This is a genomic window from Rathayibacter sp. PhB151, assembly GCF_004366415.1.
GTDB classification, from domain to species: Bacteria; Actinomycetota; Actinomycetes; order Actinomycetales; family Microbacteriaceae; genus Rathayibacter; species Rathayibacter festucae.
Map to the genome: position 1 here is coordinate 43,018 of NZ_SOEN01000008.1, position 26,562 is coordinate 69,579.

Consider the following 26,562-nt stretch of genomic DNA (forward strand, 5'->3'; position numbering starts at 1 on the left):
ACTGGGCGACATGCTCGATGACAGCGCTGCCATTCCCGCAGACAGTACCAGTGGAACGTCCAGGGGAAGCGCTGCGGCGCCGCCCCCTCCGCCCGCCCCGGAGGACGTCGCGTCCAACGACGAGCTGTTCCTCCTCGGCCTGCACCTCGAGGAGCGCCCGCGCTCCGGATGCGCGCCCGAGCACTACTGGGAGGAGGCGGTCTGGCGGGACCCCGGCGACACCCGCTGCCATGTCGCGCTCGCGCGGTCGCTCGCCGTCGCGGCCCGCTTCGACGAGGCGGAGGGCCACCTCCGCTCCGCGATCGAGCGGCTGACCTCCCTGGGCGTGGTGCCGGCCGACGGCGAGGCGCACCACCGGCTGGGCGAGCTCCTCGCCCGGCAGGGACGGCCGGAGGAGGCGCTCGAGGCTCTGAGCACGGCGCGGAGGGCGAGGGCCTGGCGCGTCTCGTCCGGTGTCGCGCTCGGGCGGCTCCTCCTGGCGGCGGACCGTCTCGAGGAGGCCGAGGCCGTGCTGCGCGAGGTGCGCGCGATCGACGGGCAGCACGCGCGGGCGACGGTCCTGCTCGCCGTCGTGCTCCGGCGCTGCCGGCGGGCGCAGCAGTCGAGGGCGCTGCTCGAGAGCGTGCTCGCGCGCGATCCGCTCGACCACTGGGCGCGCGACCTCGCCGGCCGCCCGCTCGACGCCGACGCCGACGCGCTGCTCGACGTCGCGCTGGAGTACCGTGACGCAGGCCTGCCGGACGACGCACTGCGGCTGCTCGCCCTCGCGCTCGCAGCCGATGCCGCGCGGCGCACGCCCTCCGAGCGGACCGGGGTGGTGCCGCTGGTGCACTACCACGCCGCACTGCTGCACGAGCGGCAGGGTCGGCCCGACCAGGCGCGGGCCGCCCGGCGGACCGCGCAGCAGGCGCCGCTCGAGGGCTGCCGCCCGGTCCGCCTCGAGGACGTCGAGGCGCTGGAGGCGGCGGACGCCGAGGACACCACCGCCCGCTTCCTCCTCGGCGGCTGGTACGCCGCAGTGGGTCGGGTCGAGGACGCCTTCGCGGCCTCGTGGACCGCCGCCGCCCACGACCCGAGGGCGTGGGTGCGGGTGGCCGCGCTGCGCGCGCTGGGAGCGGCCTCCTGCACCGCCTACGGCGACGCCGAGGCGGGGCTCGCCTACCTCGAGCGCGCGCGGCACCTCGCCCCCGGCGACGCAGAGCTCCTCGTCGAGTACGACCGGCTCCGGGTGCTCCTCGGGCACGAGGGGCGGCTCGCCCTCCTCGAGGAGAACGAGGCACTCGTCCTCGAACGCGACGATCTGACCCTGGAGTACGCGGCGCTGCTGGTCGCCGACGGCCGCGCGGGTCGCGCTCAGGGCCTGCTGCTGGGCCGGGTGCTCGGGGAGGGGGAGGGCCCCGGGAGCCGGATCCCCGAAGGGCGTGTGCTCGAGGTCTGGGACGCGACGATGATCGCGCTCGCCGATGCGTCGTCGCCCGCCGACGCGCTGACCTTCCTCTGCGCCGCTCTCGCGCCGCCCGCCTGCCTCGGCGAGGAGCGCCCGCCGTCGGCCGTCCCCGCCGGGCTGCTGCTCCGCCGCGGTGCCGCGCGTGCGCGCCTCGGCGACGACGCGGGCGCCGCCGACGACTGGGAGGCGGCGGCCGGGCTGACCGGCGACGCCGTGACGGCGCCGCGCTATGACGAGCAGACGGTCTCCGCGATCCGCGCGCTCCTGGCGCTCGGGCGCCGCGCTGAGGCCGACCGCCTGACGACGGCCTTCTCCGAGTGGATCGACGAGGAGGCCGCGATCCCGGCCACGGCCGACTGGACCCGCCCCGGCGAGCTGTTCCCGCTGGAGCCGCAGCAGCAGAAGGACGCGCTGCTGGCGCGCTGCCGCGAGCAGCTCGCAGCGCTGGCGGAGGAGCGGCGGAGCGGGGGAGGCGCGCCTGGACCTGCGGAGCGGAGCTGACCGCCGAGTCGGGCACCCGCCGTCGTCCAGCGCCGCAGCTGCCGTGGTTCGCGCGCGAGTGGACCCGGAACGGGCTCGTGGCACGTCCCACAGCCCTCTTCGCGTCCGGTCGCCCGCGTGCCCGCCCGCGAGTGGACGGACGACGGGGTCTGAGCGCAGCCGAAGCCCGTTGCGCGTCCATTCGGGACGACCGCGGCGAGGAGTCCTCGGCCAGGGTCGCTCGACGGGACGGTCCGGCGTGGGCGGGAAGCGCCCGGACACTGCTGCTCCGCCGGCACCGTGGCGCCGCGGGGGTCGCGCTCACCCCGCGTGCGGCAGCAGCACCTCCACCAGGCCGTCGGTGACGCGCGTCTCGAAGCGCGGCTGGGGCGAGGTGGCGGGGCCGCGGACGACCTCGCCGGTCTCGAGCGAGAAGGCGCTCGCGTGCCAGGGGCAGGTGATGCAGGCATCGGCGCCGGTGCCGCGGAACTCGCCCTCGTCGAGGGGTCCGGAGAGGTGGCTGCAGACGTTCGAGAGCACGTCGACGCGGTCGCCGCGGCGGACGGCGAGCAGCGGGGTCTCGGCGACGGTCCTCTTCACGGGGGAGTTCTGCGGCAGCTCGGCGAGCGGGCCGAGGGGCTGCCAGCCGGTCGGGAAGCGGTGCGGCACGTCCTCGGTGTGATTCGCGCCGGCCGCCTGGCGGTAGCTGAGGTGGCCGCCGAGGTAGCCGCCGCCGGAGACGACGGCGAGGCCGAGCGCGCTGAGCACCTTCCCGCTGGTGCGCCGCCCGCGCACGCGCTGGACGAAGGACGCGGTGTAGAGGACGGTCCCGGCGACGTTGGCCGCCGCGTGGACGAGCCCGACGCGCTTCTGCTGCTCGTGCAGCTCGGACCAGTCGGTGTAGCCGGCGGCGGCGGTGGGCAGCACGCTGACGATCCCCAGGCCGACGAGGGTGCGCGCCGCGCGCTCGTTGCCGGGCAGCAGATCGAGGACCGCCGCCGACACCCATGCGCCGGTCGGCACGAGCACGAGCAGCGGATGCACGGGGTGCCCGATCGGGACGCCGTGCAGCACGTCTCGCACGGGCTGCGGCCGGATGACCGCGTCGACCACCTTCTTGACCCGGTCGACGAGCGGATCGAGGGCGGCGACGTTCTCGAGACGGCTGACGAGACGGACGAGCTTCACTTCGCGCATGCCCCAGACCACCCCGTACCCGGGGACCCCGACAAGGGGGTTGCGATCCTGGGGAGCCCGCTGATCGCCCGCCCGCGACGGTCCTCACTCGGAGGTGATGCGTCCATTCGACGAGAAACGCTGTTCTGCGCGAGCCTTACCGACACTTCTCGTCGAATGGGCGGGGTTCGGCCCATGCTGATCGAGCGGCGAGCAGCGCGCGTCGCGCGAGCCATCAGCATCAGAGGTCGAGTCTGCAGAGCCGCCCTCGCGGCGGCGGCGGGTCTCGAGACGCCCCTCCGGGGCTACTCGACCAGCATGATCAGGCAGAGGCCGCCTTGCATGCCGATCGAGCAGCGGGCGCAGTCCCCCTCCTGCCGATCGAGCAGCGCTCGGGCGCCCCTCCCTGCTGATCGGGTAGCGCGCGGGGCGCCTCTCCCTGCTGATCGGGTAGCGCGCGGGGCGCCTCTCCCTGCTGATCGAGTAGCGCGCGGAGCGCCCTTCCTTGCTGATCGAGTAGCGCGCGCAGCGCGCGTATCGAGATCCGGCCCCGTCGAGACGGCGGCCCGCCGACCCGCCGGCCTCAGTCGGCAGCGGCGAAGAACGCCTCGATCGCGCGGGTCAGGGCGACGAGGTCGTCGACGTGGGCGAGCTCGCGCGCGGAGTGCATCGACAGCAGCGGGACCCCGACGTCGACGGTCGAGATGCCGAGGCGGGTCGCGGTGAGCGGGCCGATCGTGGAGCCGCAGGGGACCGTGTTGTTCGAGACGAACTCCTGGAACTCCACTCCGGCCCGCGCGCACACTCCGGCCCAGAGCGCGGCGCCGCGCGCGTCGGTCGCGTATCGCTGCGAGGCGTTGATCTTGAGCAGCGGGCCCTTGCCGGCGACGGGCTGGTTCACCGGGTCGTGCTTCTCCGGGTAGTTCGGGTGCAGGGAGTGGCCGGCGTCGGCGGAGAGGCACCAGGACCGCGCCATCGCGCGGGCGCGCTCGTCGACACCCGCGCCGAGCGCGGCGCCGATGCGGGTGAGCACGTCCTCGAGGAAGGGACCGCTCGCTCCGGAGCGGCTGGCCGAGCCGAGCTCCTCGTGGTCGAAGGCGGCGAGCATGCTGATGTGCCCCGGCTCCGCGTTCGAGTCCGAGTCCGCATCCCCGCCGCTCGCCGCGAGCAGCGCCACGAGCCCCGCGTGCATCGAGCTGAGGTCGTCCATCCGCCCGGCCGCGAAGAGCGCGTCGTCGAGGCCGAAGCGAGCGGGCGGCTGGGTGTCCGCGGTGATGAGGTCGTAACCGGCGATGTCGGCGGCGCCGTCGAGCCCGGCCTTCGCCGCGAGGATCTCGAGCAGGTCGTTCCCGTCCGCGTCGCCCAGGCCGTAGACGGGGACGGTGTGCTTCTGCCGGTCGAGCTTCAGGCCGTCGTTCGCCTCGCGGTCGAGGTGGATCGCGAGCTGCGGGATGCGCAGGAACGGCCCGGTGCGCACGAGCACCTCGGCGCCGTCGCAGGTGACGATCCGCCCGGCCAGCTCGAGCTCGCGGTCGAGCCAGGAGTTGAGCAGCGGTCCGCCGTAGACCTCGACACCGGCCTGCAGCCAGCCCTTCGACTCGACCGTCGGCCGGGGCTTGAGCTTGAAGCCGGGGGAGTCGGTGTGCGCGCCGAGGATGCGGAACGGCGTCACCGCGGTGGCCCCGGCCGGGACGTGCCAGGCGATGACCGCGCCGTCGCGGAGGACGAAGTAGCGCCCGGGCTCGGCAGGCCACGCGGCGGTCTCGTCGACCGCGTCGAACCCCGCCGCCGCCAGCCGCCGCGCGGTCTCCGCCGCGGCGTGGAAGGAGGAGGGCGAGGCGGTGAGGAACTCGGCGAAGTCGGCGAGGTGGTCGGCGCGGGAGGTCATCGACTCATTCAAGCAGGGCGATCCGGGGAGTGCTGATCCGGGTCGAGGGGCCGGGCCGGTGGGCGGAGGAGGGGAGCCCGGCACTGCCGCAGCTCACGCCCCTGCCTCCCGGCACCTCCCGGCACCTCCCGGCACCTCACGGCACGATCGCGTCGATGTACCCGCCGTCCACCCGCACCGCGGCGCCCGTGGTCGCCGAGGCGAGCGGCGATGACAGGTAGACGACCATGTTGGCGATCTCCTCCGGCTCGATCAGGCGCTGGAGCAGCGACTGCGGGCGGTGCAGCCGCATGAACTCGCGCTGCGCCTCCTCCCAGGGGAGGGAGTGGTCGACGAGCTCGTAGACGAAGTCCTCGACGCCGCCGGTGTGGGTCGGCCCGGCGAGCACGCTGTTGACGGTGACGCCGGTGCCGGCGGCGGCCTTCGCGAAGCCGCGGGAGACGCCGAGCAGCGCGGTCTTCGAGACGCCGTAGTGGATCATCTCGGCCGGCGTGACGACGGCGGAGTCGCTGCCGATGTAGAGGACGCGGCCCCAGCCCGCCTCCGTCATCGCGGGCAGGTAGGCGCGGGTGAGGCGGACGCCGGTGAGCACGTTGACTTCGAAGTAGCGGCGCCACTCGTCGTCGGTGATGTCGAGCGGCTCGGTGCTGCCGAAGATGCCGAGGTTGTTGACCAGCACGTCCACGCGCGGCACGGACTCGAGCAGCTTCGCCGTCCCGGCCTCGCTGGAGACGTCGGCGGCCACACCGCGCACGGTGGCGTCGGGCACCGCCGCGCGCACGTCCTTGATCGCGCGCCGCACCGATCGCTCCGACCGCGCGTTGACGACCACCTCGGCGCCGGCGCGCGCCAGCCCGACGGCGATCGCCAGTCCGATGCCCTGCCCCGACCCCGTCACCAGGGCCGTCCGTCCGCTCAGGTCCAGCTCGATCATGCCGCTCCGCTCCGTCCGCCGCCTGCGGACTCCTCGGAGGAGGGTGCCACACGCCTCCGACACCCGCCCCAGGAAACCGCTCCCACCGCACACCGCACGCTGGTCGAGCGGCCTCGGAGGGGCGCAGCGAGACCGGCCGTCGTCAGGGCGGCTGGTCTGCGGACCACCCGTTAGGCACCGGTGGATCTCGATGCGCCCGCTACGCGGCCTGCTCGATCAGCATGGAGTGCACCCCGCCGAGGCGTCCTGCAACCGTCGAGGCGTCCAGCAGCACCGGGACGCCTCGACCGTCCGAGGACGTCTCGCCGCAGCGCCCTGGTCGAGTGGCCCCGCAGGGGCGTCTCGAGACCCGCCGTCATCAGCAGGGCGGGTCTGCAGACTCGCGTTCTGACGGTGGTGGATCTCGATACGCCCGCTGCGCGGGCTGCTCGATCAGCAGGGAGCTCACCCGGCGAGGACGCAGTCATAGCGGGGTCGGTCCGGCCAGCGCGGGTCCGGTGGCGCCGGCGAGTCCGCGAAGCCGAGGGACCGGTAGAAGCCGATCGCGTCGTCGTCGGTCTGGGCGCGGAGCGCGGCGTGCGGGTGCAGGTGGGCGATCTCCGCGAGGAGTGCCCGGCCCAGCCCCGTCCCGCGCTGCGACTCGGCCGAGGCGAGGTAGTCGATCAGCACCCCGTCGGGTCGCTCCTCGTAGGCGACGAATGCCGTGACGGCTCCGCCCTCCACCGCGCCCTGAACGCGGAGGCCCGGCAGCTCGTCCACGATGATCGCGTCTATCGCCGCCTCGTCGACCTCCACCGCGAGCCACAGCAGGTGCCGGAACGCGGCGGTGCCGAACACGCCGGTACCGAGCTCCACGATCTCCACGCCGGAGAGTCTGGCAGCACCCCGCCGAGACGTGCAGCGACCCCTGCATGCTGGTCGAGCGGCCCGGAGGGGCGCAGCAGACCCACGGTCGTCAAAACGGCTGGTCTGCAGACCGCCCGTTCGGCACCGGTGGATCTCGATACGCCCGCTGCGCGGCCTACTCGATCAGCATGGAGTGCACCCCGCCGAGGCGTCCTGCAACGGTCGAGGCGTCCAGCAGTACCGGGACGCCTCGACCGTCCGAGGACGTCTCGGCGCAAGACGCTGGTCGAGTGGCCCCGCAGGGGCGTGTCGAGGCCCGTCAACTCGAGTGGTGCCGGCCGATCGGCAGCACCAGCGGCGTCCCGGACACCGGGTCCGCGATCACGCGCGACTCCATGCCGAAGACCGCGCGCACCGTCTCCGCGGTCACCACCTCGGCCGGCGTGCCCGAGGCGTACAGCGCGCCCGCCCGCACCGCGAAGAGGTGGTCCGCGTACCGCGCCGCCAGATTCAGGTCGTGCAGCACGATCACGATCGTCGTGCCGCGCTCGCGGTTGAGGTCGGTCAGCAGGTCCAGCACCTCGACCTGGTGCGACACGTCGAGGTAGGTCGTCGGCTCGTCCAGCAGCAGCACGTCGGTCCGCTGGGCGAGCGCCAGCGCGATCCACACCCGCTGCCGCTGCCCGCCGGACAGCTCGTCCACCGGCCGGTCCGCGATCTCCAGCGTCCCGGTCGCGCGCAGGGCGTCCTCCACGATCGCGTCGTCGTCCGCGGAGGCGCCCCGCCCGAACCAGCCGCGGTGCGGGTACCGCCCGCGCGCCACCAGATCCGCCACGGCGATCCCCTCGGGCGCGATCGGCGTCTGCGGCAGCAGCCCCACCCGCTGCGCGACCTGCCGCGTCGGGAGCCGGTGGATCGCCTCGCCGTCGAGCAGCACGGCCCCGGCGCTCGGCGTGATCAGCCGCGCCATCGCGCGCAGCAGCGTCGACTTGCCGCAGGCGTTCGCCCCGACGATCACGCTGATCGCCCCGGTCGGCACGGTCAGCGACAGCCCGTCGACGACCACGCGCTCGTCGTAGGCGAGCGTCACGCCGTCGACGGACAGCGTGGAGTGACCGGCGGCCACGGGGAAGGTCGGGGCGGTCACAGTGATCCTCCGGTGCGGTTGCGGCGGGCGAGGAGCCAGAGCAGGAACGGCGCGCCGAGCGCACCCGTCACCACTCCGACGGGGAAGCGGGCGCCCGAGAAGGCGAGCCCGGCGACGTGCTGCGCGACCAGGTCCGCTGCGAGCACGACGACGATCCCGACCAGCGCGGACGGGATCAGCGGCACGCGCGCGTCCGGCACGAGCCGCCGCGCGATCGGCCCGGAGACGAAGGCGACGAACGCGATCGGACCGGTGGCCGCGGTCGCGACCGCGACGAGGCACACCGCCACCGCGAGCAGCCCCAGGCGGCTGCGCCGCACGTCGACGCCCAGCGCGGTCGCCGACTCGTCGCCGAGCTGCAGCATCGAGAGCCGCCCGGCCAGCAGCAGCGCGAGCGGCACGAGCACCAGCATCGACAGCGCGAGCGCCGGCACCCCCGCCCACGACGCGGAGTTGAGGCTCCCGGTCAGCCAGCGCAGCGACTCCTGCACGTCCTCGAACTGCGCGCGCGTCTGCACGTAGGCGATGACGCTCTGCAGCATCGCGGCGATCCCGATGCCGATCAGGATCAGCCGGGCGCCGATCACTCCGCTGCCGTCGGCGAGCCGGGCGATCAGCAGCGCCGTGACGAGGGCCGCTGCGACCGCGATCACCGAGACCGCGCCTCCCGAGAGTCCGAAGAACGCGATCGCGACGACCGCCGCCGCGCTCGCACCCGAGGTGATGCCGATGATGTCCGGGCTGGCGAGCGCGTTCCGCAGCATCGTCTGGAAGATCACGCCGCCCATCCCGAAGCCCAGGCCGACCAGCGCGGCGGTGAGCGTGCGCGGCAGCCGCAGGGTGCCGACGGTGAAGGAGGCGCCCGGCACGGTCTCGCCGAGCATCACCCGCAGCACCTCGAGCGGCGAGTAGACGGTGCTGCCGACGGTGAGCGACACGACGGCGAGCGCGAGGGCGACCAGCGCGAGCACGGTGCAGCCCAGCGCGGTGCGGCGGGCTCGGCGGCGACGGCCCGCGGCGACGCCGAGCGGGGGAGCACCCGCAGAAGAGCGGAGCGACGGGGCGGCGCTCACAGGGCCCGCACCTTCGAGCGGCGCACGATCGCGATCAGCACCGGCGCCCCGATCAGCGCGGTGACGATGCCCACCTCCACATCGCTCGGTCGCGCGACGACCCGCCCGATCACGTCGGCGACCAGGAGCAGCAGCGCGCCGAGCAGTGCGGAGGAGGGGAGCAGCCAGGAGTGCGACGGCCCGGTGAACCGCCGCGCGAGATGCGGCACGGTGAGCCCGATGAAGCCGATCGGCCCCGCGATCGCGGTCGCCGCTCCGCAGAGCAGCACCGCGGCGAGCCCCGCGACCAGGCGCGTCCGGCCGACGCGGCGGCCGAGCCCCTTGGCGAGGTCGTCGCCGAGAGCGAGGGCGTCGAGCCCGCGAGCACTGCCGATCGCGAGCGCACCGCCGACCGCGAGGAACGGCAGGACCTGGACGATGCTCGTGAACTCGGCGCCGCCCACTCCGCCGACCTGCCAGAACCGGAAGCGGTTGAGCGTCGCGTCCTGGGTGAGCAGCACCGCGCTGATCAGCGAGGCGAGGGCCGCGGCGGTCGCGGCGCCGGCGAGCGCGAGCTTGAGGGGAGTGGCGCCCTCGCGACCCAGCGAGGCGACCGCGTAGACGAAGGCGCCGGCCGCCGCCGCGCCGAGGAAGGCGAGCCAGATGAACTGGGGGAGCGTCGTCGCTCCGACCGTCGAGATCCCGAGCACGACCGCGAGGGACGCGCCCGCGTTCAGCCCCAGGATCCCCGGATCGGCGAGCGGGTTGCGGGTCATCCCCTGCATCACCGCGCCGGCGAGCCCGAGCGCGGCGCCGACGAGCAGCGCCAGGACCGTGCGCGGGACGCGCCCCTGCACCGCCGCGTCGACGATCGAGTCCGGGTCGGGTGCGGTGAGCGCCGGCCAGATCTCGCCGAGCGGGATCTCGCGCGAGCCGTAGACCAGCGAGAGCACCGACGCGACGACCAGCGCGGCGAGCACGGCGATCAGCGCCGGGACGCGCCAGCGCGCACCGGCGCCCCGGAGGCGAGTGTCGTCGCGTCCGGGGCGCCGGTGGGGTGCCGTGGCCTCGGCGGTCACGACACCTTGTCGGCGGCGGTCGCGAGGCCGGTCGTGTACTCGTCGAGCACCCACGGGATGCTCAGCAGGTTCGGCGACGAGGTCGCCATCGCCTCGGAGGAGTCGTCGGTGAGGACGTAGACCGAGCCGCGGGCGACCGCGGGGATCTTGGAGAGCAGCGGGTCGGCCTGCAGCGCCGCGAGGGTGGTGTCGTCGCCGTAGACAATGAGCACGTCGGCGTCGAGCTGGTCGGCGTTCTCGGAGCTGACCGTGCCGCTGAACAGCTCGGAGTCGCCGGTGAGCGAGACGACGCTCGGGGCGAGCTCGAGGCCGAGGTCCTCGACGAACTTCACGCGCGCGTCGTTGCCGGTGTAGTAGGTGAAGGTGCTGGCGTCGGTCGGGTCGTACCAGCCGTAGGTGAAGGTCTTGCCGGCCAGCGAGGGCTTCGCGGCGACGGCGGCGTCGATCTCGCCCTCGACCTCGGCGACCTTCGCCTCGGCCTCGTCGCCCAGTCCGAGCGCCTCGCCGTCGAGCTTCGCGGAGTCCTGCCAGGTGGTCGCCCAGGGCAGACCGGGGTAGGCGACGGTCGGGGCGATCTGGCTGAGGGTGTCGTAGTCCTGCTGCGTGAGGCCGGAGTAGGCGGAGAGGATCACGTCGGGGGTGAGGTCGGAGATCGCCTCGAACGGCACGCCGTCGGTCTCGTCGAAGAGGGTCGGCGTCTCGGCGCCGCTCGCGTCGAGCGCCTCCTTGGTCCAGGCGAGCAGGCCGTCACCGTCCTCGTCGCCGTAGGACGCCTTCGCGAAGCCGACCGGGGTCACGCCGAGGGCGAGCGCCACGTCCTGGTTGGTCCAGCTGGTCGCGACCACGCGGTCCGCCGACTCGACGGTCGTCTCGCCGAAGGCGTGCTCGACGGTGACGGGGAAGCCCGCGCCGGTCGCGGCGGCGTCGGTGCCTCCGTCGGTGCCGGCGGCGTCGGCCCCCGCGGAGCAGCCGGTCAGCAGCAGGGCGGAGAGCCCGAGCGCGGCGACGGCGGAGACGCGCAGAGGCGTGCGGCGGAGGGGGATGCGGGAGACGGGCACGGCGATCCTTCGGAGGGGGTGACGGGGTTGCGAAGGTTAACCTAACCTAACTTCCTGCCCGCGGGCCAGTCCCGGGGTCTGGTCGTCCGCCGGCCTGGCTCTGCTGGGCATGCGGTCGCTCCGTCCGACGTCCGGCACGCGGAACCGCGTCCGGCACGCGGAATCGGCGGATTCCGGCGAGCCGAAGGTGTTTCTGCGAGCCGGAGCTCGTCGCGCCGAAGGTTCGGCTCGTCAAACCGCTCCGGGCACGCGAAATCGGCGGGTTCCGGCGAGCCGAAGCTGTTTCTGCGAGCCGGAGCTCGTCGCGCCGAGGTTCGGCTCGTGAAACCGCCCCGGGCACGCGGAATCCGCGGTTCCCGGCGAGCCGAAGGTGTTTCTGCGAGCCGGAGCTCGTCGCGTCGGAGGTTCGGCTCGTGAAGCCGCCCCGGGCACGTGGAATCTGCGGGATCCGGCGAGCCGCGGGTGTTCCTGCGAGCCGTAGCTCGTCGCGCCCGAGGTTCGGCTCGTGAAACCGCCCCGGGCGCGCGGAACCTGCGGATTCCGGCGAGCCGAGGGTGCTTCTGCGAGCCGGAGGTCAGGAGGCGCGAGGTTCGACTCGTGGAACAGAGCCGGAGGCGTTCTCACGAGCCGGAGGTGCGGTCCAGCCGCTCCGGGGCAGGAACGGCCGCCTCCGGAGCCCCCTCCGGTGCCTGCGCGTCCACCTCCGCCGCGTCCCCGCCCGCCCGCCGAGGCCGCAGCTCGCTCACCAGCGTCCCCGCGACGATCAGCGCCGCCCCCGCCAGCGCGAGCGCCGGCAGCCGGTCGCCGGCGAGCCGTCCGATCACGCCGCCCCAGACCGGCTCGGCGGAGTAGATGATCGTCGCGCGGGTCGGCGAGACGGAGCGCTGGGCCCAGTTCATCGTCAGCTGGATGAGGCAGCTGCTGGCCCCGAGGGCGAGGGCGGCGATCAGCCAGACCCAGGAGAACGCCGGGATCGCCTCGCCCGCGAAGGGCATGCCGGCGAAGGAGAGCAGCCCGGCGACCAGGAGCTGCACCACGGTCACGCGCCCGAGGTCGACCCGGCCGGCGAACGCGCTGATCAGGATGATCTCGGCGGCGATCGGGAGGGTGCTGATCAGCGTCGCCAGCTCGCCCGGGCCCAGTCCCACTCCCGTCTGCGGCCCCGCGATCAGCAGCAGCCCGACGAACGCGAGCCCGACGCCGACCAGCGTGAGGGCACCGGGCCGCTTCCGCAGCACGACCCACTGCAGCAGCGGCACCAGCGGCACGTAGAGCGCGGTGAGGAAGGCGGAGGTGCTGCTCGGGATCGTCTGCAGCCCGGAGGTCTGCAGCCCGTAGCCGAGGACGATCATCACCCCGATCGCGGCCCCCGCGCCGAGATCGATCCGCCGCATCCCGCGCAGCGATCGGTGGAAGACCACCGCGCTGATGACTCCCGCCGCCAGGAACCGCACCCCGACGAAGAAGAGCGGACCGCTGTGCTGCATCGCCACGTGCACCGCCAGGAAGGTGCCGCCCCAGAGCGCCGTGATGCCGATCAGCGCCCACTCGGGTCGTGAGAACCGGACGGCGGAGAGAAGGCGGTTGCGCAGCATTCTGCACACTATAGAGTGCAGAACGATGCGCACGCCAGAGCCCTCCGCCGTCCTCGCTCACGTCGGCAGCAACCTCCGCCGGGCGCGGCTGGACGCCGGGCTGAGTCAGGCGGCGCTCGCCGAGCTCTCCGGCATCAGCCGGCGCACGATCGTCAACGTCGAGGCGGGCGAGGCGAACATCAGCCTCACCGGCGTCGACCGCCTCGCGAGCGCGCTCGGCTCCAGCTTCACCGCCCTCGTCTCCGCTCCCGGCTCCGTTCCCACGGCGATCGACGAGGTGGCCTGGCGCGGCGAGGACGCGGGGAGCGTCGCCGTGCTGCTCGCCTCCGTCCCGGCCCGCGCCGAGGCGCAGCTCTGGACCTGGACCCTCGGCCCCGGCGACCGCTACCAGGCGCAGCCCGATCCCGACGGCTGGCACGAGATCCTCCTCGTCACCGCGGGTGTGCTCCTGCTCGAGCGCGAGGGCGAGCCGGACCTCCGGCTCGCGACCGGGCAGCACGTCGCCTTCTCGACCGCCCGCCGCTACGCCTACGTGAACGCGGCCCCCGACGAGAGCACCGTCTTCACCCGCATCGTCGTGAGCTGACTCCGCCGGGGAGTGCTCCACGCGCCCGGCGACCGGACGCCGGTCGCACCGTTCCGTGCCATCCCGATCGTTCTCCGACGCGGACTGGGGAGATCCGGCGCGTCACTCGCAGACTGTGGGATCCACGGTCCGCGAGCGGTGACCCGATCGACCGGGTCCTCCCGCGCGCGGCGAGAGAAGGGATCACGATGAGACTCTGGAAGACGACGGCGATCTGCTCGACGGCGGCCTTGCTCGCAGGGCTGTCCGCCGCCCCGGCGACGGCGGCACCGACGGAGGGCAGCGGACCGGTCGCGGCCGCGCTGGCCCCCGCGCACGACCTCTCGGCGCTCCTGACCGGACCCGCGCGCGACCTCGAGACGCCCGGCTACCGACTCGTCCCGGTCGAGGAGCGGACCGTCGAGTACCGGGTGGTCGACCCGGCCGCGACCCCGGCCCCCAAGAGGACGCTGACCTTCACGAACCCCCCGCAGGCTCCGAGCGCCGCGTACCTCGAGGTGCGCTACCAGCAGGGCAACGGCGACTCCTTCAAGGAGGTGTCCCCGCTCCTCCAGCCCGGTGGTCCCGCGTGGCAGACCATCCTCCAGGGCGATGATCGCGAGGTCGACCTCCAGGTGAAGGACGCCTCGGGCACGGTCCTCGCGGAGCGGAGCTACCCCGGGGAGATGCCCGCCGGGAACCCCTCCGTCGCGTGGTTCTACCAGAGCGTCTTCAACCTTCCCGGCTACACGTTCACCTGGTGACGCCCCGGTGAGGCCGCCGTTCGGCCGCGCCGCGAGGGCTCACCCCGCGGCACGGCCGCCCCGCGGCGCCGACCACGAGCCGTCCGGGCGGAGCGCGCCGGCGATGGTCGTGGCGATCCCGCGCAGCTCCCGGCGCTGCCGCTCGCTGAGCGGTCCGAGGACGACGTCGCGCACCAGGGCCTCGTGCCCCGGAGCCGCGCTCGCCTGCTGAGCGAGTCCCGCCGCGGTCAGTGTCGCGAGGGTCGTGCGCCCGTCTTCCGGGTCGGCCCGCCGCTCGACCCAGCCGCGCTTCTCCAGTCGCGAGACCGCCCGCGACAACCGCGACAGCGAGCTGTTCGCGAAGCCGGCCAGTGCGCTCATCCGCAGCGTCCGCTCCGGCGCGGCGGCCAGGGCGTAGAGGACGCCGTACTCGAAGTGGCTGAGGCCGGAGTCCTTCAGCAGCTGCGCGTCGAGCGCCGCGGGAAGCCACTCGAGGAGGGTCGCGAGCGCGCTCCAGGCCGCGAGGTCCTCCCCGTCGAGCGGGGAGTCGTCGGGATCGGGCATCCCCCGAGCGTAGCCGGATTTCACTTGACCAGGAAAGTGATTCAGCTATGGTTTCCCAGGCAAGCATTCGGCTGCGACGGAGAGGACCCGACCCGCATGGACCTGGAACTGGACGGCAAGCGCGCCTTCGTGAGCGGATCGACGCAGGGCATCGGCCGTGCCATCGCCCTCGCGCTGCTGCGGGAGGGCGTCGAGGTCGTCGTCAACGGCCGCAGCGAGGCGGGAGTCCGCGCAGCGGTCGAGGGGCTGCGCGCGCAGGTCCCGGGCGCTGTCGTCTCGGGCCTCGCCGCCGACTTCGCCGACGCGGAGTCGGTCGACCGGCTCCTGGGCCTCCTGGGCCGGGTGGACGTCCTGATCAACAACGTCGGCCTGTTCGAGGTCGCCCCTTTCGCGGCGATCGCCGACGAGCAGTGGCTGCGCTACTTCACGGTGAACGTGCTGAGCGGAGTCCGCCTGTCCCGGCACGTCCTCGACCCGATGCTGGAGTCGGGCTGGGGGCGCATCGTCTTCGTCAGCAGCGAGTCCGGCGTCGACGTGCCGGGCGACATGACGCACTACGGCGTCACCAAGGCGGGAATGCTGGCTCTCGGCAACGGCCTGGCCAAGCTGACCCGCGGCACCGGAGTCACGGTCAACACGGTCCTCGGCGGCCCGACCTGGTCCGACGGCGTCGCGAGCAGCGTCCAGGACATCGCCGATGCGCAGGGCGTGCCGGTCGACGTCCTCCGCGCCGCGATCATCGGCGGCAACGCGACCTCGCTCGTCGAGCGCTTCCTCGAGCCGGACGAGATCGCCTCGCTCGTCACCTACCTCGCCAGCCCGCGCGCCTCCGCGACGAACGGTGCGGCCCTGCGCGCGGACGGCGGCGTGCTGACCGGCCTGCTCTAGGACCCGCCGGTCGCCTCGGGCGCCGGCGCTGCTCTCGGCCGTCGGCGCCGCGCCGACCTCGGCGGAGCCGCCCGCAGGTGCTCACCGACCCGCCCCAGGATGCGGGCCAGCTCGCCCGCGTCCGCGTCGGTGAGAGGTGCGAACAGCAGACCGTGCACGGTCGCGATGTGCCCCGGGAAGACGGCGGCCAGGACGTCGCGCCCGGCGCCGGTGAGCGCGACGACCGTGCTGCGCTCGTCGTCCGGCGACGGGGAACGGGTGACCAGTCCCCGCTGCTCGAGCAGCTGCGCCTGGTAGGTGAGGCCGCTGCGGCTGTGGACGACGCCATCGGCGAGGTCGGTCATCCGCTGTCGACCGCCCGGGGCGTCGCCGAGTCGCGCCAGCAGCTGGAACTGCAGATAGCTGAGGTCGCCCGCCTCGCGCAGCTGCTGCTCGACCGCGGGCCGCAGCAGGCTGCCCACCTCGGTGAAGGCCAGATAGGCCGAGAGCTGGGTCGCGGTCAGGGCGGGCTTCGTCATGCCTCCGATCCTATCGTTGCTTCGAATTGGAAGCAGTGCTAGCATGGCCTCAGTGCTTCGAATTGGAAGCAACTACGAGAGGGAGACGATCATGCAGGCAATGCGATTCCACGAGGTGGGTGGACCCGAGGTCCTCGTCCGGGACGACATCCCGGTTCCGGTTCCGGGCGCCGGGCAGGTGCGGCTCCGGGTCGCCGCCTCGGCCTTCAACGCGGCCGACGCGGGGATGCGCGCCGGCTTCCTGCCGATCCCGGTCGAGCTCCCGCACGTGCCCGGCTACGACGTGTCCGGAACGGTGGATGCCGTCGGCGACGGTGTCGAAGGAGTAGCGGTGGGCGATCCGGTCGTCGCATTCCTGCCGATGGAGCGGGACGGGGGAGCCGCCGAGTACGTGCTGGCGCCGACCGAGGCCGTGGTCGCCGCTCCGACGAGCCTTCCGCTCGCCGACGCGGCCGCGCTGCCGTCGGTGGCGCTCACCGCCTGGCAGGCACTGTTCGACGACGGCCGGCTCGTGGCCGGGCAGCGGGTCCTCATCGTCGGCGCGGGCGGGGTGGTCGGGAAGTACGCCGTGCAGCTCGCGAAGCGCGCCGGCGTGCACGTCGTGGCGACCGCCAGTCCACGCAGCATCGACGCCGTCCGTGCGGCGGGGGCCGACGAGATCGTGGACCACACGACGACCGAATTCCTCGGTGCTCTCGGCGAGCAGGTCGACGTGCTGCTCAACCTGGCGCCGCTCGAGCCGGAGCGGTTCGCCGCTCTCGTCGCCGCGGTGCGGGACGGCGGGGCCGTCGTCAGCACGACGGCCTTCCTGTCGACTCCGGGTGACGAGACCCGCGGCGTGCGGGCCGCGACGGTCTTCGTGCTCCCGAACCGCGAGCGGCTCGCCGAGCTGGTCGCCCTGGTCGACGCGGGGGAGCTGACCGTGGAGGTCACCCGCCGGGTGCCGCTGGCCGAGCTGCCGGCGGTCCACGCCGAGGCGGCCGCGGGCCGGATCGCGGGGAAGGTGATCGTCCTCGCATGAGACTGCGCGACCGCGGTCTCAGCAGTGCGGGGTGGGGCAGGGGGAGGCGGGGAGATAGGACCGCCTCCCCCTGCCGGTCGGGTCGTGGTCGTCGTCCCTCGAGCTCCTCGCTCAAAGGAGCGCCACGTCAGAGGTTGAACAGCCAGCTGAATGCCAGGGCGAAGAAGGCCATGTCAGCTCCTCTCGTCAGAACGGACGGAATGCGCGGCGGACGGAATGCGCGGCCGGGGGATCCCGATGCCGGGATCCCCGCGGTCGTGACCCGTCACCGATTCCGGTGCTGGACCACGACCGCGGTGGCGCCACCGGGCTAGGCGAGAATGGCGATGAGGTACGCGAAGAATGCGAGCAGCACATCGACTCCTTTCAACGGGCGGGACGGGACGTGCGGCCGGGACGGCCGGGGTCTGCCTCGAGGACGGGGAGGGGCGACTGCTCAGGCGGAAGAGGCGCGTCCCCGTGGTCGACTCGCTAGAGCGAGCCGAAGAAGGCGATGAAGATCGCAACGAGGGCGGTGGGCATCATGGCTGTCTCCTTTCGTGGTGCGGGGCGGAGGGAGCGGTCGCGATGACCGGGGCCCACTGTCGCCGACGCCCCGAGGCATCTTCAAGTCCGTGGCGCTTCTCGTCCTGGGCGGCGGAATCGCTTCCCTTCGAGTGGCCGCCGAGGGGCTCCCTGTCGGGAGGTCGCCGAGGGCAGGCTCTGTGCCATCCACCTCAGTCCGTGACAGCGACGACGTCCTTCAGCACTCGCTCCGCCAGGATCGGACGACCCCCTCTCGTCCAGGACGAGGGGAGGCCGCCGTCCTCCCCCGACCGGTCGAGAGTCCGATCGAAAGGAACAGGATGAAGCTCGTCCGCACCACGACCATCGGCGTGATCGCCGCAGCACTCCTCGGACTCACGTCCGCGCCCCCGGCGACGGCGGCGGGCGACACGGGTGGGACGGCGACCGACCCGACCCTCTGCACCACGAACTACTCCGTGTATCAGGTCGACACCACCGTCAACGCCCACCTGGACGGTCAGGATGTGGTGATCGACCTGTCGGCCGGGCTCTTCCGGACGCGCACCCGGATCGTCGTCCTGGTGAACGACGAGTACATCGGCGAGACCTACTGCGGTTCCGCCTACTACGCGGACCGCTGGTCCGTGGGCGATCGGGTGTTCCTGAGGATGAAGCCCGCGAAGCCCGGCGACGCCCTGCGGGTCGCGGTGATCGGGGGCACGCCCGGCGGGTCGCTCGGCTCCCGCTACGGACAGCACAGCCTGCTGGAGGAGCGTCTGAGCGCGCCCGGATCGGAGCGCTGACGCTCGACGATCCCGGGACTCCTCCGTGGTGCTCAGGCCCGCGGTGGTGGGATCCGCGGTGGTGGGATCCGCGGTGGTGGGATCCGCGGTGACGGGATTCACATCCCCCGTCGTGGTCGCGGTCACCCGTGCGTGTGCGGGTGGCCGCGGCCGGTGCGGCGGGACTAGTCGAAGATCGAGATGAGATAGGCGATCAACGCGAAGATCATGACAACTCCTTTCCTCGGACCTGATCGGGCGCCCGGTGGTGGGTGACCGTGGTTCCACCGTGGACCTCGACCGGCCGACTCTCCACTGATCGGCGGAGAGCGATGACCTGGCGGGAATCGGTCAGTCGCCGACCGGGTCAGAGCAGGCGGGAGCGCGAGAACAACGCGTGCAGCAGTGGCAGTGCCGACACCGCCATCAGCACCGTGCCGAACACGGTGTCGTCCGCCCGGACGACGGCGCCCGCGATGAGCAGCCCGGCGAAGAGCACCGCGGAGACGATCCGCCGCACGGTCCCCTCGAGCCGGTTCAGCCGGCGCTCGACCGTCGGAACGGTGACCGCGAGGGTGCCGTCCTCGAGGGTCGTCGCCAGCTCGTCCAGGCGTCGCGGCAGCCGGACGAGCAGCCCGAGCGTGTCGAGCGCCTGCCGGCCCACGTCCTGCGCGACGTTCCCGCGCTCCTCCCGGATCAGCTGCTGCGCGTAGGGCTCGACCGAGTCCCAGAGGTTGAACGCCGGGTCGAGCGCGCTGCACACGCCGGAGGTCAGCGACATGGCCCGGATGATGAGCAGGAAGTTCTCGGGCAGCTGGAACGGCAGCGAGCGCACGACGTCGCCGAACTGGATCGCGAAGTCGCGGAACTCGCGCGGGTCGACCTCGCGCAGCTCCGCGAAGCCCATGCCGCCGAAGCGCGCGAAGAGCTGGGTCATCGCCCGCTCGAGCTCGCGGGAGTCGGCGGAGGGGAGCAGCACCCCGACGTTGCGCGCGGCGTCGACGAGCCCCTTGCCGTCGCGGGAGGCGGCGGCGATCAGCATCGCGCGCAGGCCCGCCCGCGTCGTCGGCGGCACCTCGCCCATCATCCCGAAGTCGATGAAGGTGAGCCGCCAGGGCAGCTCGCCGCCGGGGGTCGGCGTGACGAAGACGTTGCCCGGGTGCGGATCGGCGTGGAACCAGCCGTGGGTGAAGAGCTGGTCGAACATGACCGCGGCGAACACCGGGGCGACGTCGCGCGGGTCGATTCCGGCGGCAGCGAGGCCCTCCGCGTCGGTGATCTTGATGGCGGTGACGTCCTGCAGCGTCAGCACCTTGCGGGTCGAGCGCTCCCAGATCACGTCCGGGACGCCGACGCGGGGGTCACCGGCGAAGTCCGCGGCGAAGCGCACCGAGTTGGCGGCCTCGCGCAGGTAGTCGATCTCCTCGAGGCTGGTGACCGCGAACTCCTCGACGAGCGCGGGCGCGTCGACGCGATCGGAGACGAGGCGCACGTGAGTCAGCCAGCCGCCGATGCGCCGGAGCGCCGCGAGGTCGACCTCGACGATCTCGTCGATGCCGGGGCGCTGGACCTTGACGACGGCGTTCTCGTGCCCGGAGTCGGCCGCGTCCACCGGCGAGAGCCGCGCGCGGTGCGCCTGCCCGAGCGAGGCCGCGGCCACCGGAGACTCGTCGACGTCCGCGTAGGCGCGCGCGAGGGTCATGCCCAGCTCGGCCTCGGCGAGCGCGCGGATGCGCGGGAAGGGGACCGGCGGCACCTCGTCCTGGAGGCCCTCCAGCTCACGGGTGATCTCGGGCGGGAGCACGTCCAGGCGCGACGACATGAACTGCCCCACCTTGATCATCAGCCCGCCGAGGTCGACGGCCAGGACGTGGAAGCTGCGCGCGAAGCGCCGCATCCGCTGCGGGCGGGTGCGCAGCGCGATCGCCGTCAGCCCGACGCGGGGCAGCAGCAGATCGAAGAACCAGGTCACCGCGAGGTGCCAGGAGGCGAACCGCAGGATGCGGCGGTAGCGACGCTGGTCGCTGCGGGCTCGGCGGCCCGGGTCGGCAGGACCCGGGCGGACCGGCGCCACCCGGGTCAGTCCTGCGCGAGGATCGCGTACAGGCGGCGGCGCACGTCCTCGAGTTCGGAGACGGCCTGCCGGATCTGAGCCGGGGTGCCCGAGCGGCCGACCTGCGCGGCGGCCTGGGCGAGAGCGACGCCGGCCTTCGGCAGCGCGCCGAAGTCGACCTGGTCGGACTCCGACCACGGGGTGCCGGTGCCGGAGGCCGCGACCTGCGCACGACCGGAGTCGGTGAGGCTGTAGGTCTTGCGGCCGTTCGACTCGTCGGCGGTGATCAGGCCCTCATCCGCGAGCAGCTGCAGGGTCGGGTAGACGGAGCCGGGGCTGGGCTTCCAGCTCCCGCCGCTGCGCTCCTCGATCTCGTGGATGATCTGGTAGCCGTGCATCGGCTGCTCGGCGAGGAGGGCGAGGACGGCGGCGCGGACGTCGCCGCGGCCGACCCGGGTGCCGACGCGCTTCTCGAAGCCGGCGCGAGCCTGCTCCATCGCCTGCCAGATGCCGTCGACGGGGTTGCCGGCGCCGAACGCGCCGGTCGAGGACTGGTTCTTCATGATGACCTCCGTGTGTCTTCCGAGTGTGCCGTTCCGAACGACCGTGTCGCTCCGAACGATACTCAGCGATATGTGCGGCGACTGTGAGCGACTGCTTTCTCCGGCTTGTGCCTCGGCCCTGCCGTCGGCTCACTTCGGTGGCTGGGCGTGCGTGGCGCGCCACGGTGGACGGATCGTCGAGTCGTCTAGGTGAGTATGTCTCATCACGACCAGCTGCGGCCGTCCCTCGACGTGCCGCTCCTTCGCTGCTGGTCGCATCGAGGAAAGGGACACCCATGAGAAACACCCGCACTGTGGCGGCCTGCGTGGCTGCGACGACCCTGTTCGGCCTGCTCTCGGCGACGCCGGCGCTGGCCTCCGAGCTCGATCGGGGCGACGCCTCGATCGTCCAGGGCCAGGAGTCGAGCGGCTCGGGCCTCGGACTGCTCGGCCACCTCGCGACGGACGCGGCGCCCGCGCGGCCCGACCGGGGCGACGCGGGCATGCTCGGCTCCCCGCAGCCCGGCGGACCGGACGCCCCTCTGCCCGCGCGGCCCGTGCAGGAGGTGCCGACCGAGTCGACTCCGGCTCCGACGCCCGGGTTCTCGGCAACGCTCGAAGCGGACAGGAGGTTGATCGTCTCCCTGCCCATGGAGCGGTTCTCCTCGGGGCAGCGCTACGTGTTCTACGTCGACGGGGAGTACATCGGCGAGACCAGTGCCGACGGCCAGATCGGCGGCGTCCACCTCGTGTCCACGGAGGGTCCGGACGCAGTGGCGCGCTTCCGGATCGACGCGGGCAGGAACGGTGGCCGGGTGGAGGTCCGGCGGTACTTCGGCCGACTGGATCTCGGCCGGGACACCGAGCCCCGGGAGGAGACGGTGTTCGACCAGCAGGTCGCGGTCAGTACCGAGATCACGGCGACTCTCGTGGACGGGAAAGCAGTGGTCTCGGTGCCGGAGAAGTTCCTCGCCGCGAACCAGTTGCTCGTGGTCGGCATCAACACCGTCCGCGCCGAGATCAAGGGGGACACCGCCGTGGGGGTGGACCGGGAGTGGAAGGAGGGCACGGATCGGCTGTTCGAGATCCCCGATGTGAAGCCCGGTGAGCAGCTGGACGTCTGGGAGTTCGAGGGGGAGATCACGGACCCGCTGACAGCGGAGAACTCGAAGGGGAGGTTGTTCTCCGTGACGCTCTAGGGGACCGAGGCGGAGCGCGAGGCGGACGAGAGCGCGGTGAGTGATCCGGGGGCTCGCGGGCAGGGCTCCGTGAGCTCGCGTACGTACCGCGTCACAGGGGAGCGGCCGGAGGTGCGTCGAGGTGAGAATGTCTCGTCGCGACCGGCCGCAGCCGACAGAGACGTGCTGCCTCTCCGATGCTGGTCGCCTTCATCGAAGGGAATCTCCATGAGGAACACGCGCACTGCAGCGGCCTGCGTCGCTGCGACCACTCTGCTCGGGCTGCTGTCCGCGACTCCGGCGATGGCCGGCCCGCTCGACGGCGGTGCTGGAGGAGCCGTCCAGCGGGAGGAGTCGCCCGGCGCCGGTCTCGGACTCCTCGGAGACTCCGTGACGGACGTGACGGACGTGCCGGCCGGGCAGCCGGATCGCGGCGAGGCGGCCATGTCCGCGAGCCGACAGCCGGGCGGACCGGACGTCCGCGAGCTCGGTCTTCCCTCTCGGGAGGTGCCGACCGTGCCGGCCCCGACTCCGACGCGGATCGAGCCCGCGCTCGCCGACACGTCGGCCGAGCCCGCCGCTGCGACGGAGTCGACCGAGACCGCTCCCGGAGTGGCGCCGATCGCGGAGCAGCCGTTCGTGATCGCGACGCTCTCGGACGAGGGGGTGCTGGTGTCGGTGTCCGATGACCTCTACCGCACGGACAAGCGGTTCGTGGTGATCGTCGAGGGGAAGCCTGTCGCTCAGATCCAGAACAAGCGGACTCGTGGGGTGGTGAGGGTGGTCCCCGATGTCGTCGATGGGCGGACGGTCCTCTACATCCCCGGGGTGAAGCCCGGTGATCGCATGGCGGTCACCGAGTACGCGGGATCGCTGGACGACGGGTTCGACGACACCCTCCGCCGGACGAGGGTCTACGCGGCGCAGCTCGGCGATGCCTTCCCGGCGACCGCGCCGACCGCTCCCGCGGCGTAGCCCGCACCGCAGGCACTCTCGCCCGACACCGGGACTCCGGCTGAGAACGCAGAAGTCGCGGTAGTCGCGTTCGACTACCGCGACTTCTGCGTTGCGGGGGCGGCTCAGCGCGACGTCCGGGGTCTCGAGCGGGGCGGGGCGGGCATGCCGCACGGCGCGACAGGGGGAGAGGGGGTGCGGTGCGCTCCGAACACAATGGCTCCTCGTGACCGGCCGGGGCTGCTCCAGAAGATGCCGCTTCGTCGTCGCCGGTCGCACTGAAGGAAGGGAATTCCATGAGAAGCACGCGCACTCTGGCGGCCTGCGCTGCCGCCACCGCCCTGGTCGGCCTGCTGTCGGCGACGCCGGCGATGGCCGCACCAGCCGATCGAGCCGAGGTCGGGGCCTCACGGTCCGCGGCTGCGCCCGCCACGTCCGCTCCTGCAGCGAGTTCGACCGTGACGGCATCCCTCGTGGACGGTCACGTGATCGTGAGTCTCCCCGGTGAGATCGCCTCGTCGGACACGTGGCTCATGGTCCGCGCCGGGGAGAGGGTCCTCGGTCAGATCCAGAACGGTGTCGTCCTCGGCGGGAAGTCGTACTACGCGCTGGACGGCCGGATGAAGGTCGAGTTCGGTGCCGCGCAGGCGGGTGAGCGGCTGGAGGTCTTCCAGCTCGAGGGATCTCTGGGCGACGACGTCGACGACGCCCACTGGATCAAGAAGCTGGCCGACTTCCGGGCGTCGGACGCTCCGCTCGAGTCGGGACTGACGGCGTCGTTCGAGGACGGCTTCGCGGTGGTGAGCGTGCCCACCGCCGTCTTCGCGGCGGAGAGGAGGCTCGTGTTCCGGGCCGACGGGGTGGAGGTCGGTCAGAGCTACGGCGGGGAGACCTTCATCGGCGGCGGCCAGGACGGGAGAACCATGTTCCTCGGCAGCAAGCGGACCGACGGTGACCTGACGCGGGTGCAGCTCCTCGGTGTGAAGCCCGGCAGCCGGGTGGAGGTCTCGGAGTACGAGGGAACAGCGTTCGACTTCGGGGTGGAGGACGTCAAGCGGATCGCGAAGCTGTTCGATCAGCAGGTGGGCGAGAAGCCCGGCGTGGCGGTGTCCCTGGTGAACGGGAACGCCGTGCTGTCCGTGCCCGATGAGGTCCTCCGGACGAACAAGCGGTTGGTGGTCTCCGCCGGAGGGAGGGACCTCGGCGAGATCCAGGGCGACGCGGCGTACGGGGCCGTGAAGGTGTGGCGCGAGGGCGACGCCAAGCTGTTCGAGTTCAGCACGGTGACGCCGGGTCAGCACCTGGAGGTCTGGGAGTACGAGGGCACGTGGTACGACTCGCGCGGTCCGGCCCACCGCAAGGAGAAGCTGCTCGACCAGGTTCTGACGGCCACTCCGGCTGCGCCTGCCCCGCCCGCCCCGGCGGAGCCGACGTTCGTGAAGGCGTCGATCTCGGACGGTCGTGCCCTGGTGACCCTGCCGGACGCGATCGTCGAGTCGGATCGGCGCTTCGTGGTCGTCGTCGGCGGTAAGCCCGTCGCCGAGATGCGGCAGAACGATGCCCGCGGGGTGGCCGGGGTCTCGAAGTCGACCGAGGACGCGGAGACGACCTTCCTCATCGACGGGGTGAATCCCGGCGATCGACTGGAGGTCTGGGAGTACGAGGGCGTGCTGGGCTTCGGGTTCCAGGACGCACTCCGAAAGGCCGAGGTGTTCGACCAGCAGCTCTAGGCCGCTCGGCTCATGACGCAGAAGTTGCGGTAGTCGCGTTCGACTACCGCGACTTCTGCGTTGTGGGCGGGGGCCGCGATCGCAGGGCGGTCACCGAGTACGCGGGATCCCCCGCCGGTTCGGTGCCCGAGCGGTACGCGCCAGCGGGCGACGGTCGTCGAGTCGTCTAGGTGAGAATGTCTCGTCGCGACCAGCTGTGGCCGTCCCTCGACGTGCCGCTCCTTCGCTGCTGGTCGCATTCAGGAAAGGGACATCCATGAGAAACACCCGCACTGTGGCGGCCTGCGTGGCCGCGACGACCCTGTTCGGCCTGCTCTCGGCGACGCCGGCGCTGGCGTCCGAGCTCGATCGGGGCGACGCCTCGATCGTCCAGGGCCAGGAGTTGAGCGGCTCGGGCCTCGGACTGCTGGGGCGGTCCGCGACGGAGCTCCCGGCCGCGCCGTCCGACCGCGGCGAGGCAGGCATGGCCACGTCCCAGCAGTCGGCGGGACCGGACGCCGGACTTCCCGGCCGTCCCCTGCCGACCGCTGCGGCGGAGACCGCGCCCGCGACAGAGCCGGCGAAGCCCGCACCGGAAGCGGCGACGCCCGCGCAGTCGTCATCGGTGGACGTGACGCTCGTGAGCGACGGGGCAGTGGTGTCGCTGCCCGAGGACCTCTACCGCTCCGCGAAGAGGATCGTCGTCATCGTCGAGGGGAGGCCTGTGGCTCAGATCCAGAACCAGCAGACGCGCGGCACGATCTTCAGTGCCACCCACACCGACGGTGATCCGGTGGCGTTCCTCGTCCCCGACGTGAAGCCCGGGGATCGGATGGTGGTCACCGAGTACGTCGGGACGCTGGACTCCGGCTTCGACGACTCCCTCCGGCGGCAGAGGCTGTTCGCCGGGACGCTCGGCGAGGCCGTTCCGGCGCCCGCGTCGGCCGCTCCGACGACCGTGTCCGCTCCGGTGCCTGCCGCCCCCGCACCGTCGCCCGCGCCCGCGCCCGCGGCGGAGTCGTCCCCGTCGCCGCAGACCTCTCCGGCTTCGCCGGAGGTGACGGTGTCCTTCGCGGATCACAGGGTGATGATCAGCATGGCGCGCGAGCTCTACGACTCCAGGACGCGGGTGGACATCCGGGTGAACAACAAGTGGAAGTCGCAGACGCTGGCCGGGTACATCTTCGGGGGCGGTTTCGAGCGCTTCGACGGAGATCGCGTGATCTTCTCGGTGGGGAACGTCGACTCGGACGATCAGGTGAAGATCGCTGAGGTCACCCAGCACGGAGATCCGACGCGGGTCCTCTTCGACGAGAAGGTGTAACCGAACGGCCGGCGGGCGCAGTCCGTGACGGCAGAGCCCGGGCTGAAGACCACTACGCAGAAGTTGCGGTAGTCGCGTGCGACTACCGCAACTTCTGCGTAGTGGGCGGGATCAGCGCGGGAGGCGCTGGAGCGCGGTGCGGCGCTCGCGGTCCTGCAGGGCGGCGCGCTCGTGGCGGAGGGCGGTGACCTCCGCGTGAGTGGGCGGGAGGCGGCGCTCCCGGGTGCTCCACGTCACGAGGGCGATCCCAGTGCGGAGCGCGAGACGGTCGAGCAGGCGGGCGAGTCGAGGTCGGGGGAGGCGGGCGACGAGTGTCGCTGCGGTGTTCACGATGGTGTCCTTCGTGCGGGGCCCGGTCGATGCCGGGCGGCTGGCGCGGGCGCGCCGGAGAGCGCCTGGTGGGCGCGGCGAGGAGCGCGCTCGGAGCGCGCGGACCGGCCGCCGGAGGGGCGGCGCGCGGGACCCGGGGATCGGGTCGGGAACGGGACGACGGTCCGTGCGGCGGTGCCGCG

The 26,562-nt window shown here is 72.8% G+C and carries 24 protein-coding genes; 10 read left to right on the forward strand and 14 right to left on the reverse strand.

Features of this window, described 5'->3' with window-relative positions:
* Positions 1-10 precede the first annotated feature (10 nt).
* On the forward strand, positions 11-1,948 hold the full coding sequence (locus tag EDF35_RS13970) for a tetratricopeptide repeat protein (RefSeq protein ID WP_166674117.1): 1,938 nt from the start codon (positions 11-13) through the stop codon (positions 1,946-1,948).
* A gap of 300 nt (positions 1,949-2,248) precedes the next feature.
* Here the strand turns inward: EDF35_RS13970 and EDF35_RS13975 are convergent, their stop codons facing one another.
* The 9 genes from EDF35_RS13975 to EDF35_RS14015 form a co-directional block, all read right to left on the reverse strand.
* On the reverse strand, positions 2,249-3,124 hold the full coding sequence (locus tag EDF35_RS13975) for a Rieske 2Fe-2S domain-containing protein (RefSeq protein ID WP_123732869.1): 876 nt from the start codon (positions 3,122-3,124) through the stop codon (positions 2,249-2,251).
* Between the two features lie 562 nt (positions 3,125-3,686).
* A complete protein-coding gene (locus EDF35_RS13980; protein ID WP_133962791.1) occupies positions 3,687-4,991 on the reverse strand; it encodes a M18 family aminopeptidase in 1,305 nt (434 codons plus the stop codon).
* A 136-nt stretch (positions 4,992-5,127) separates the two neighbouring features.
* Entirely contained in the window at positions 5,128-5,922 is a 795-nt protein-coding gene (locus EDF35_RS13985; RefSeq protein WP_123706525.1) for an SDR family oxidoreductase, read from the reverse strand.
* Between the two features lie 447 nt (positions 5,923-6,369).
* Complete coding sequence (locus EDF35_RS13990) at positions 6,370-6,789, reverse strand: GNAT family N-acetyltransferase (protein ID WP_123706441.1); 420 nt, start codon at positions 6,787-6,789, stop codon at positions 6,370-6,372.
* Between the two features lie 301 nt (positions 6,790-7,090).
* A complete protein-coding gene (locus tag EDF35_RS13995; RefSeq protein ID WP_279587526.1) occupies positions 7,091-7,918 on the reverse strand; it encodes an ABC transporter ATP-binding protein in 828 nt (275 codons plus the stop codon).
* Complete coding sequence (locus tag EDF35_RS14000) at positions 7,915-8,991, reverse strand: iron chelate uptake ABC transporter family permease subunit (protein WP_133962792.1); 1,077 nt, start codon at positions 8,989-8,991, stop codon at positions 7,915-7,917. The genes EDF35_RS13995 and EDF35_RS14000 overlap by 4 nt, the downstream gene beginning before the upstream one ends.
* Positions 8,988-9,959, reverse strand: coding sequence for an iron chelate uptake ABC transporter family permease subunit (locus EDF35_RS14005; RefSeq protein WP_243600765.1), 972 nt, complete (start codon positions 9,957-9,959; stop codon positions 8,988-8,990). Before EDF35_RS14005 ends, EDF35_RS14000 begins: the two co-directional genes overlap by 4 nt.
* Before the next feature lie 86 nt (positions 9,960-10,045).
* A complete protein-coding gene (locus tag EDF35_RS14010) occupies positions 10,046-11,107 on the reverse strand; it encodes an iron-siderophore ABC transporter substrate-binding protein (protein ID WP_243839989.1) in 1,062 nt (353 codons plus the stop codon).
* A gap of 620 nt (positions 11,108-11,727) precedes the next feature.
* Positions 11,728-12,702 (reverse strand): DMT family transporter, encoded by a 975-nt coding sequence (locus tag EDF35_RS14015; protein ID WP_133962794.1) that lies wholly within the window; start codon positions 12,700-12,702, stop codon positions 11,728-11,730.
* Positions 12,703-12,727: 25 nt separating this feature from the next.
* Between EDF35_RS14015 and EDF35_RS14020 the strand changes: the two genes are divergently transcribed.
* Positions 12,728-13,288: a helix-turn-helix transcriptional regulator gene (locus EDF35_RS14020; protein ID WP_133962795.1), complete on the forward strand. Its 561-nt coding sequence runs from the start codon at positions 12,728-12,730 to the stop codon at positions 13,286-13,288.
* 188 nt (positions 13,289-13,476) lie between these two features.
* Complete coding sequence (locus EDF35_RS14025) at positions 13,477-14,031, forward strand: hypothetical protein (RefSeq protein WP_123706446.1); 555 nt, start codon at positions 13,477-13,479, stop codon at positions 14,029-14,031.
* 39 nt (positions 14,032-14,070) lie between these two features.
* Here EDF35_RS14025 and EDF35_RS14030 read toward each other — a convergent pair whose 3' ends face one another.
* Positions 14,071-14,574, reverse strand: coding sequence for a MarR family winged helix-turn-helix transcriptional regulator (locus tag EDF35_RS14030; protein WP_133962796.1), 504 nt, complete (start codon positions 14,572-14,574; stop codon positions 14,071-14,073).
* Positions 14,575-14,670: 96 nt separating this feature from the next.
* Here EDF35_RS14030 and EDF35_RS14035 point away from each other — a divergent pair, with 96 nt between their 5' ends.
* On the forward strand, positions 14,671-15,462 hold the full coding sequence (locus EDF35_RS14035; RefSeq protein WP_133962797.1) for an SDR family NAD(P)-dependent oxidoreductase: 792 nt from the start codon (positions 14,671-14,673) through the stop codon (positions 15,460-15,462).
* Here the strand turns inward: EDF35_RS14035 and EDF35_RS14040 are convergent.
* Positions 15,459-15,980, reverse strand: a complete 522-nt coding sequence (locus EDF35_RS14040; protein WP_123732602.1) for a MarR family transcriptional regulator — start codon at positions 15,978-15,980, stop codon at positions 15,459-15,461. The genes EDF35_RS14035 and EDF35_RS14040 overlap by 4 nt on opposite strands.
* Positions 15,981-16,071: 91 nt before the next feature.
* Between EDF35_RS14040 and EDF35_RS14045 the strand changes: the two genes are divergently transcribed.
* Both EDF35_RS14045 and EDF35_RS14050 read left to right on the forward strand, forming a co-directional pair.
* On the forward strand, positions 16,072-17,001 hold the full coding sequence (locus EDF35_RS14045; RefSeq protein ID WP_133962798.1) for an NADP-dependent oxidoreductase: 930 nt from the start codon (positions 16,072-16,074) through the stop codon (positions 16,999-17,001).
* Between the two features lie 845 nt (positions 17,002-17,846).
* On the forward strand, positions 17,847-18,311 hold the full coding sequence (locus tag EDF35_RS14050) for a hypothetical protein (RefSeq protein ID WP_123706451.1): 465 nt from the start codon (positions 17,847-17,849) through the stop codon (positions 18,309-18,311).
* Between the two features lie 346 nt (positions 18,312-18,657).
* On the opposite strand, the gene EDF35_RS14055 is transcribed toward EDF35_RS14050, so the two are convergent.
* Positions 18,658-20,364 carry an AarF/UbiB family protein gene (locus EDF35_RS14055; protein ID WP_133962799.1) on the reverse strand — a complete coding sequence of 569 codons (1,707 nt, stop codon included), beginning with the start codon at positions 20,362-20,364 and terminating at the stop codon, positions 18,658-18,660.
* Positions 20,365-20,369: 5 nt separating this feature from the next.
* Complete coding sequence (locus tag EDF35_RS14060) at positions 20,370-20,906, reverse strand: PadR family transcriptional regulator (protein WP_133962800.1); 537 nt, start codon at positions 20,904-20,906, stop codon at positions 20,370-20,372.
* Positions 20,907-21,181: 275 nt separating this feature from the next.
* Here EDF35_RS14060 and EDF35_RS14065 point away from each other — a divergent pair, with 275 nt between their 5' ends.
* The 4 genes from EDF35_RS14065 (at position 21,182) to EDF35_RS20860 (ending at position 26,050) form a co-directional block, all read left to right on the forward strand.
* Positions 21,182-22,084, forward strand: a complete 903-nt coding sequence (locus EDF35_RS14065) for a hypothetical protein (RefSeq protein WP_133962801.1) — start codon at positions 21,182-21,184, stop codon at positions 22,082-22,084.
* A 207-nt stretch (positions 22,085-22,291) separates the two neighbouring features.
* The gene (locus tag EDF35_RS14070) at positions 22,292-23,038 is read left to right on the forward strand and encodes a hypothetical protein (protein ID WP_133962802.1); all 747 of its coding nucleotides are present in this window, start codon (positions 22,292-22,294) and stop codon (positions 23,036-23,038) included.
* A gap of 437 nt (positions 23,039-23,475) precedes the next feature.
* A complete protein-coding gene (locus EDF35_RS14075) occupies positions 23,476-24,747 on the forward strand; it encodes a hypothetical protein (RefSeq protein WP_133962803.1) in 1,272 nt (423 codons plus the stop codon).
* Between the two features lie 256 nt (positions 24,748-25,003).
* Positions 25,004-26,050: a hypothetical protein gene (locus tag EDF35_RS20860; protein WP_166674118.1), complete on the forward strand. Its 1,047-nt coding sequence runs from the start codon at positions 25,004-25,006 to the stop codon at positions 26,048-26,050.
* A 111-nt stretch (positions 26,051-26,161) separates the two neighbouring features.
* Here the strand turns inward: EDF35_RS20860 and EDF35_RS14085 are convergent, their stop codons facing one another.
* Positions 26,162-26,380 carry a hypothetical protein gene (locus tag EDF35_RS14085; RefSeq protein ID WP_133962804.1) on the reverse strand — a complete coding sequence of 73 codons (219 nt, stop codon included), beginning with the start codon at positions 26,378-26,380 and terminating at the stop codon, positions 26,162-26,164.
* Positions 26,381-26,562 lie beyond the last annotated feature (182 nt).

What these genes read in the sequence shown, in the direction of transcription:
- EDF35_RS14060 (WP_133962800.1), bottom strand. Translation starts at nt 20,906, where the DNA reads ATGAAGAACCAGTCCTCGACCGGCGCGTTCGGCGCCGGCAACCCCGTC.
- EDF35_RS14015 (WP_133962794.1), bottom strand. Translation starts at nt 12,702, where the DNA reads ATGCTGCGCAACCGCCTTCTCTCCGCCGTCCGGTTCTCACGACCCGAG.
- EDF35_RS14065 (WP_133962801.1), top strand. Translation starts at nt 21,182, where the DNA reads ATGAGAAACACCCGCACTGTGGCGGCCTGCGTGGCTGCGACGACCCTG.
- EDF35_RS13980 (WP_133962791.1), bottom strand. Translation starts at nt 4,991, where the DNA reads ATGACCTCCCGCGCCGACCACCTCGCCGACTTCGCCGAGTTCCTCACC.
- EDF35_RS14050 (WP_123706451.1), top strand. Translation starts at nt 17,847, where the DNA reads ATGAAGCTCGTCCGCACCACGACCATCGGCGTGATCGCCGCAGCACTC.
- EDF35_RS13975 (WP_123732869.1), bottom strand. Translation starts at nt 3,124, where the DNA reads ATGCGCGAAGTGAAGCTCGTCCGTCTCGTCAGCCGTCTCGAGAACGTC.
- EDF35_RS20860 (WP_166674118.1), top strand. Translation starts at nt 25,004, where the DNA reads ATGAGAAACACCCGCACTGTGGCGGCCTGCGTGGCCGCGACGACCCTG.
- EDF35_RS14035 (WP_133962797.1), top strand. Translation starts at nt 14,671, where the DNA reads ATGGACCTGGAACTGGACGGCAAGCGCGCCTTCGTGAGCGGATCGACG.
- EDF35_RS14030 (WP_133962796.1), bottom strand. Translation starts at nt 14,574, where the DNA reads ATGCCCGATCCCGACGACTCCCCGCTCGACGGGGAGGACCTCGCGGCC.
- EDF35_RS14025 (WP_123706446.1), top strand. Translation starts at nt 13,477, where the DNA reads ATGAGACTCTGGAAGACGACGGCGATCTGCTCGACGGCGGCCTTGCTC.
- EDF35_RS13970 (WP_166674117.1), top strand. Translation starts at nt 11, where the DNA reads ATGCTCGATGACAGCGCTGCCATTCCCGCAGACAGTACCAGTGGAACG.
- EDF35_RS14020 (WP_133962795.1), top strand. Translation starts at nt 12,728, where the DNA reads ATGCGCACGCCAGAGCCCTCCGCCGTCCTCGCTCACGTCGGCAGCAAC.
- EDF35_RS14040 (WP_123732602.1), bottom strand. Translation starts at nt 15,980, where the DNA reads ATGACGAAGCCCGCCCTGACCGCGACCCAGCTCTCGGCCTATCTGGCC.
- EDF35_RS14070 (WP_133962802.1), top strand. Translation starts at nt 22,292, where the DNA reads ATGAGGAACACGCGCACTGCAGCGGCCTGCGTCGCTGCGACCACTCTG.
- EDF35_RS14045 (WP_133962798.1), top strand. Translation starts at nt 16,072, where the DNA reads ATGCAGGCAATGCGATTCCACGAGGTGGGTGGACCCGAGGTCCTCGTC.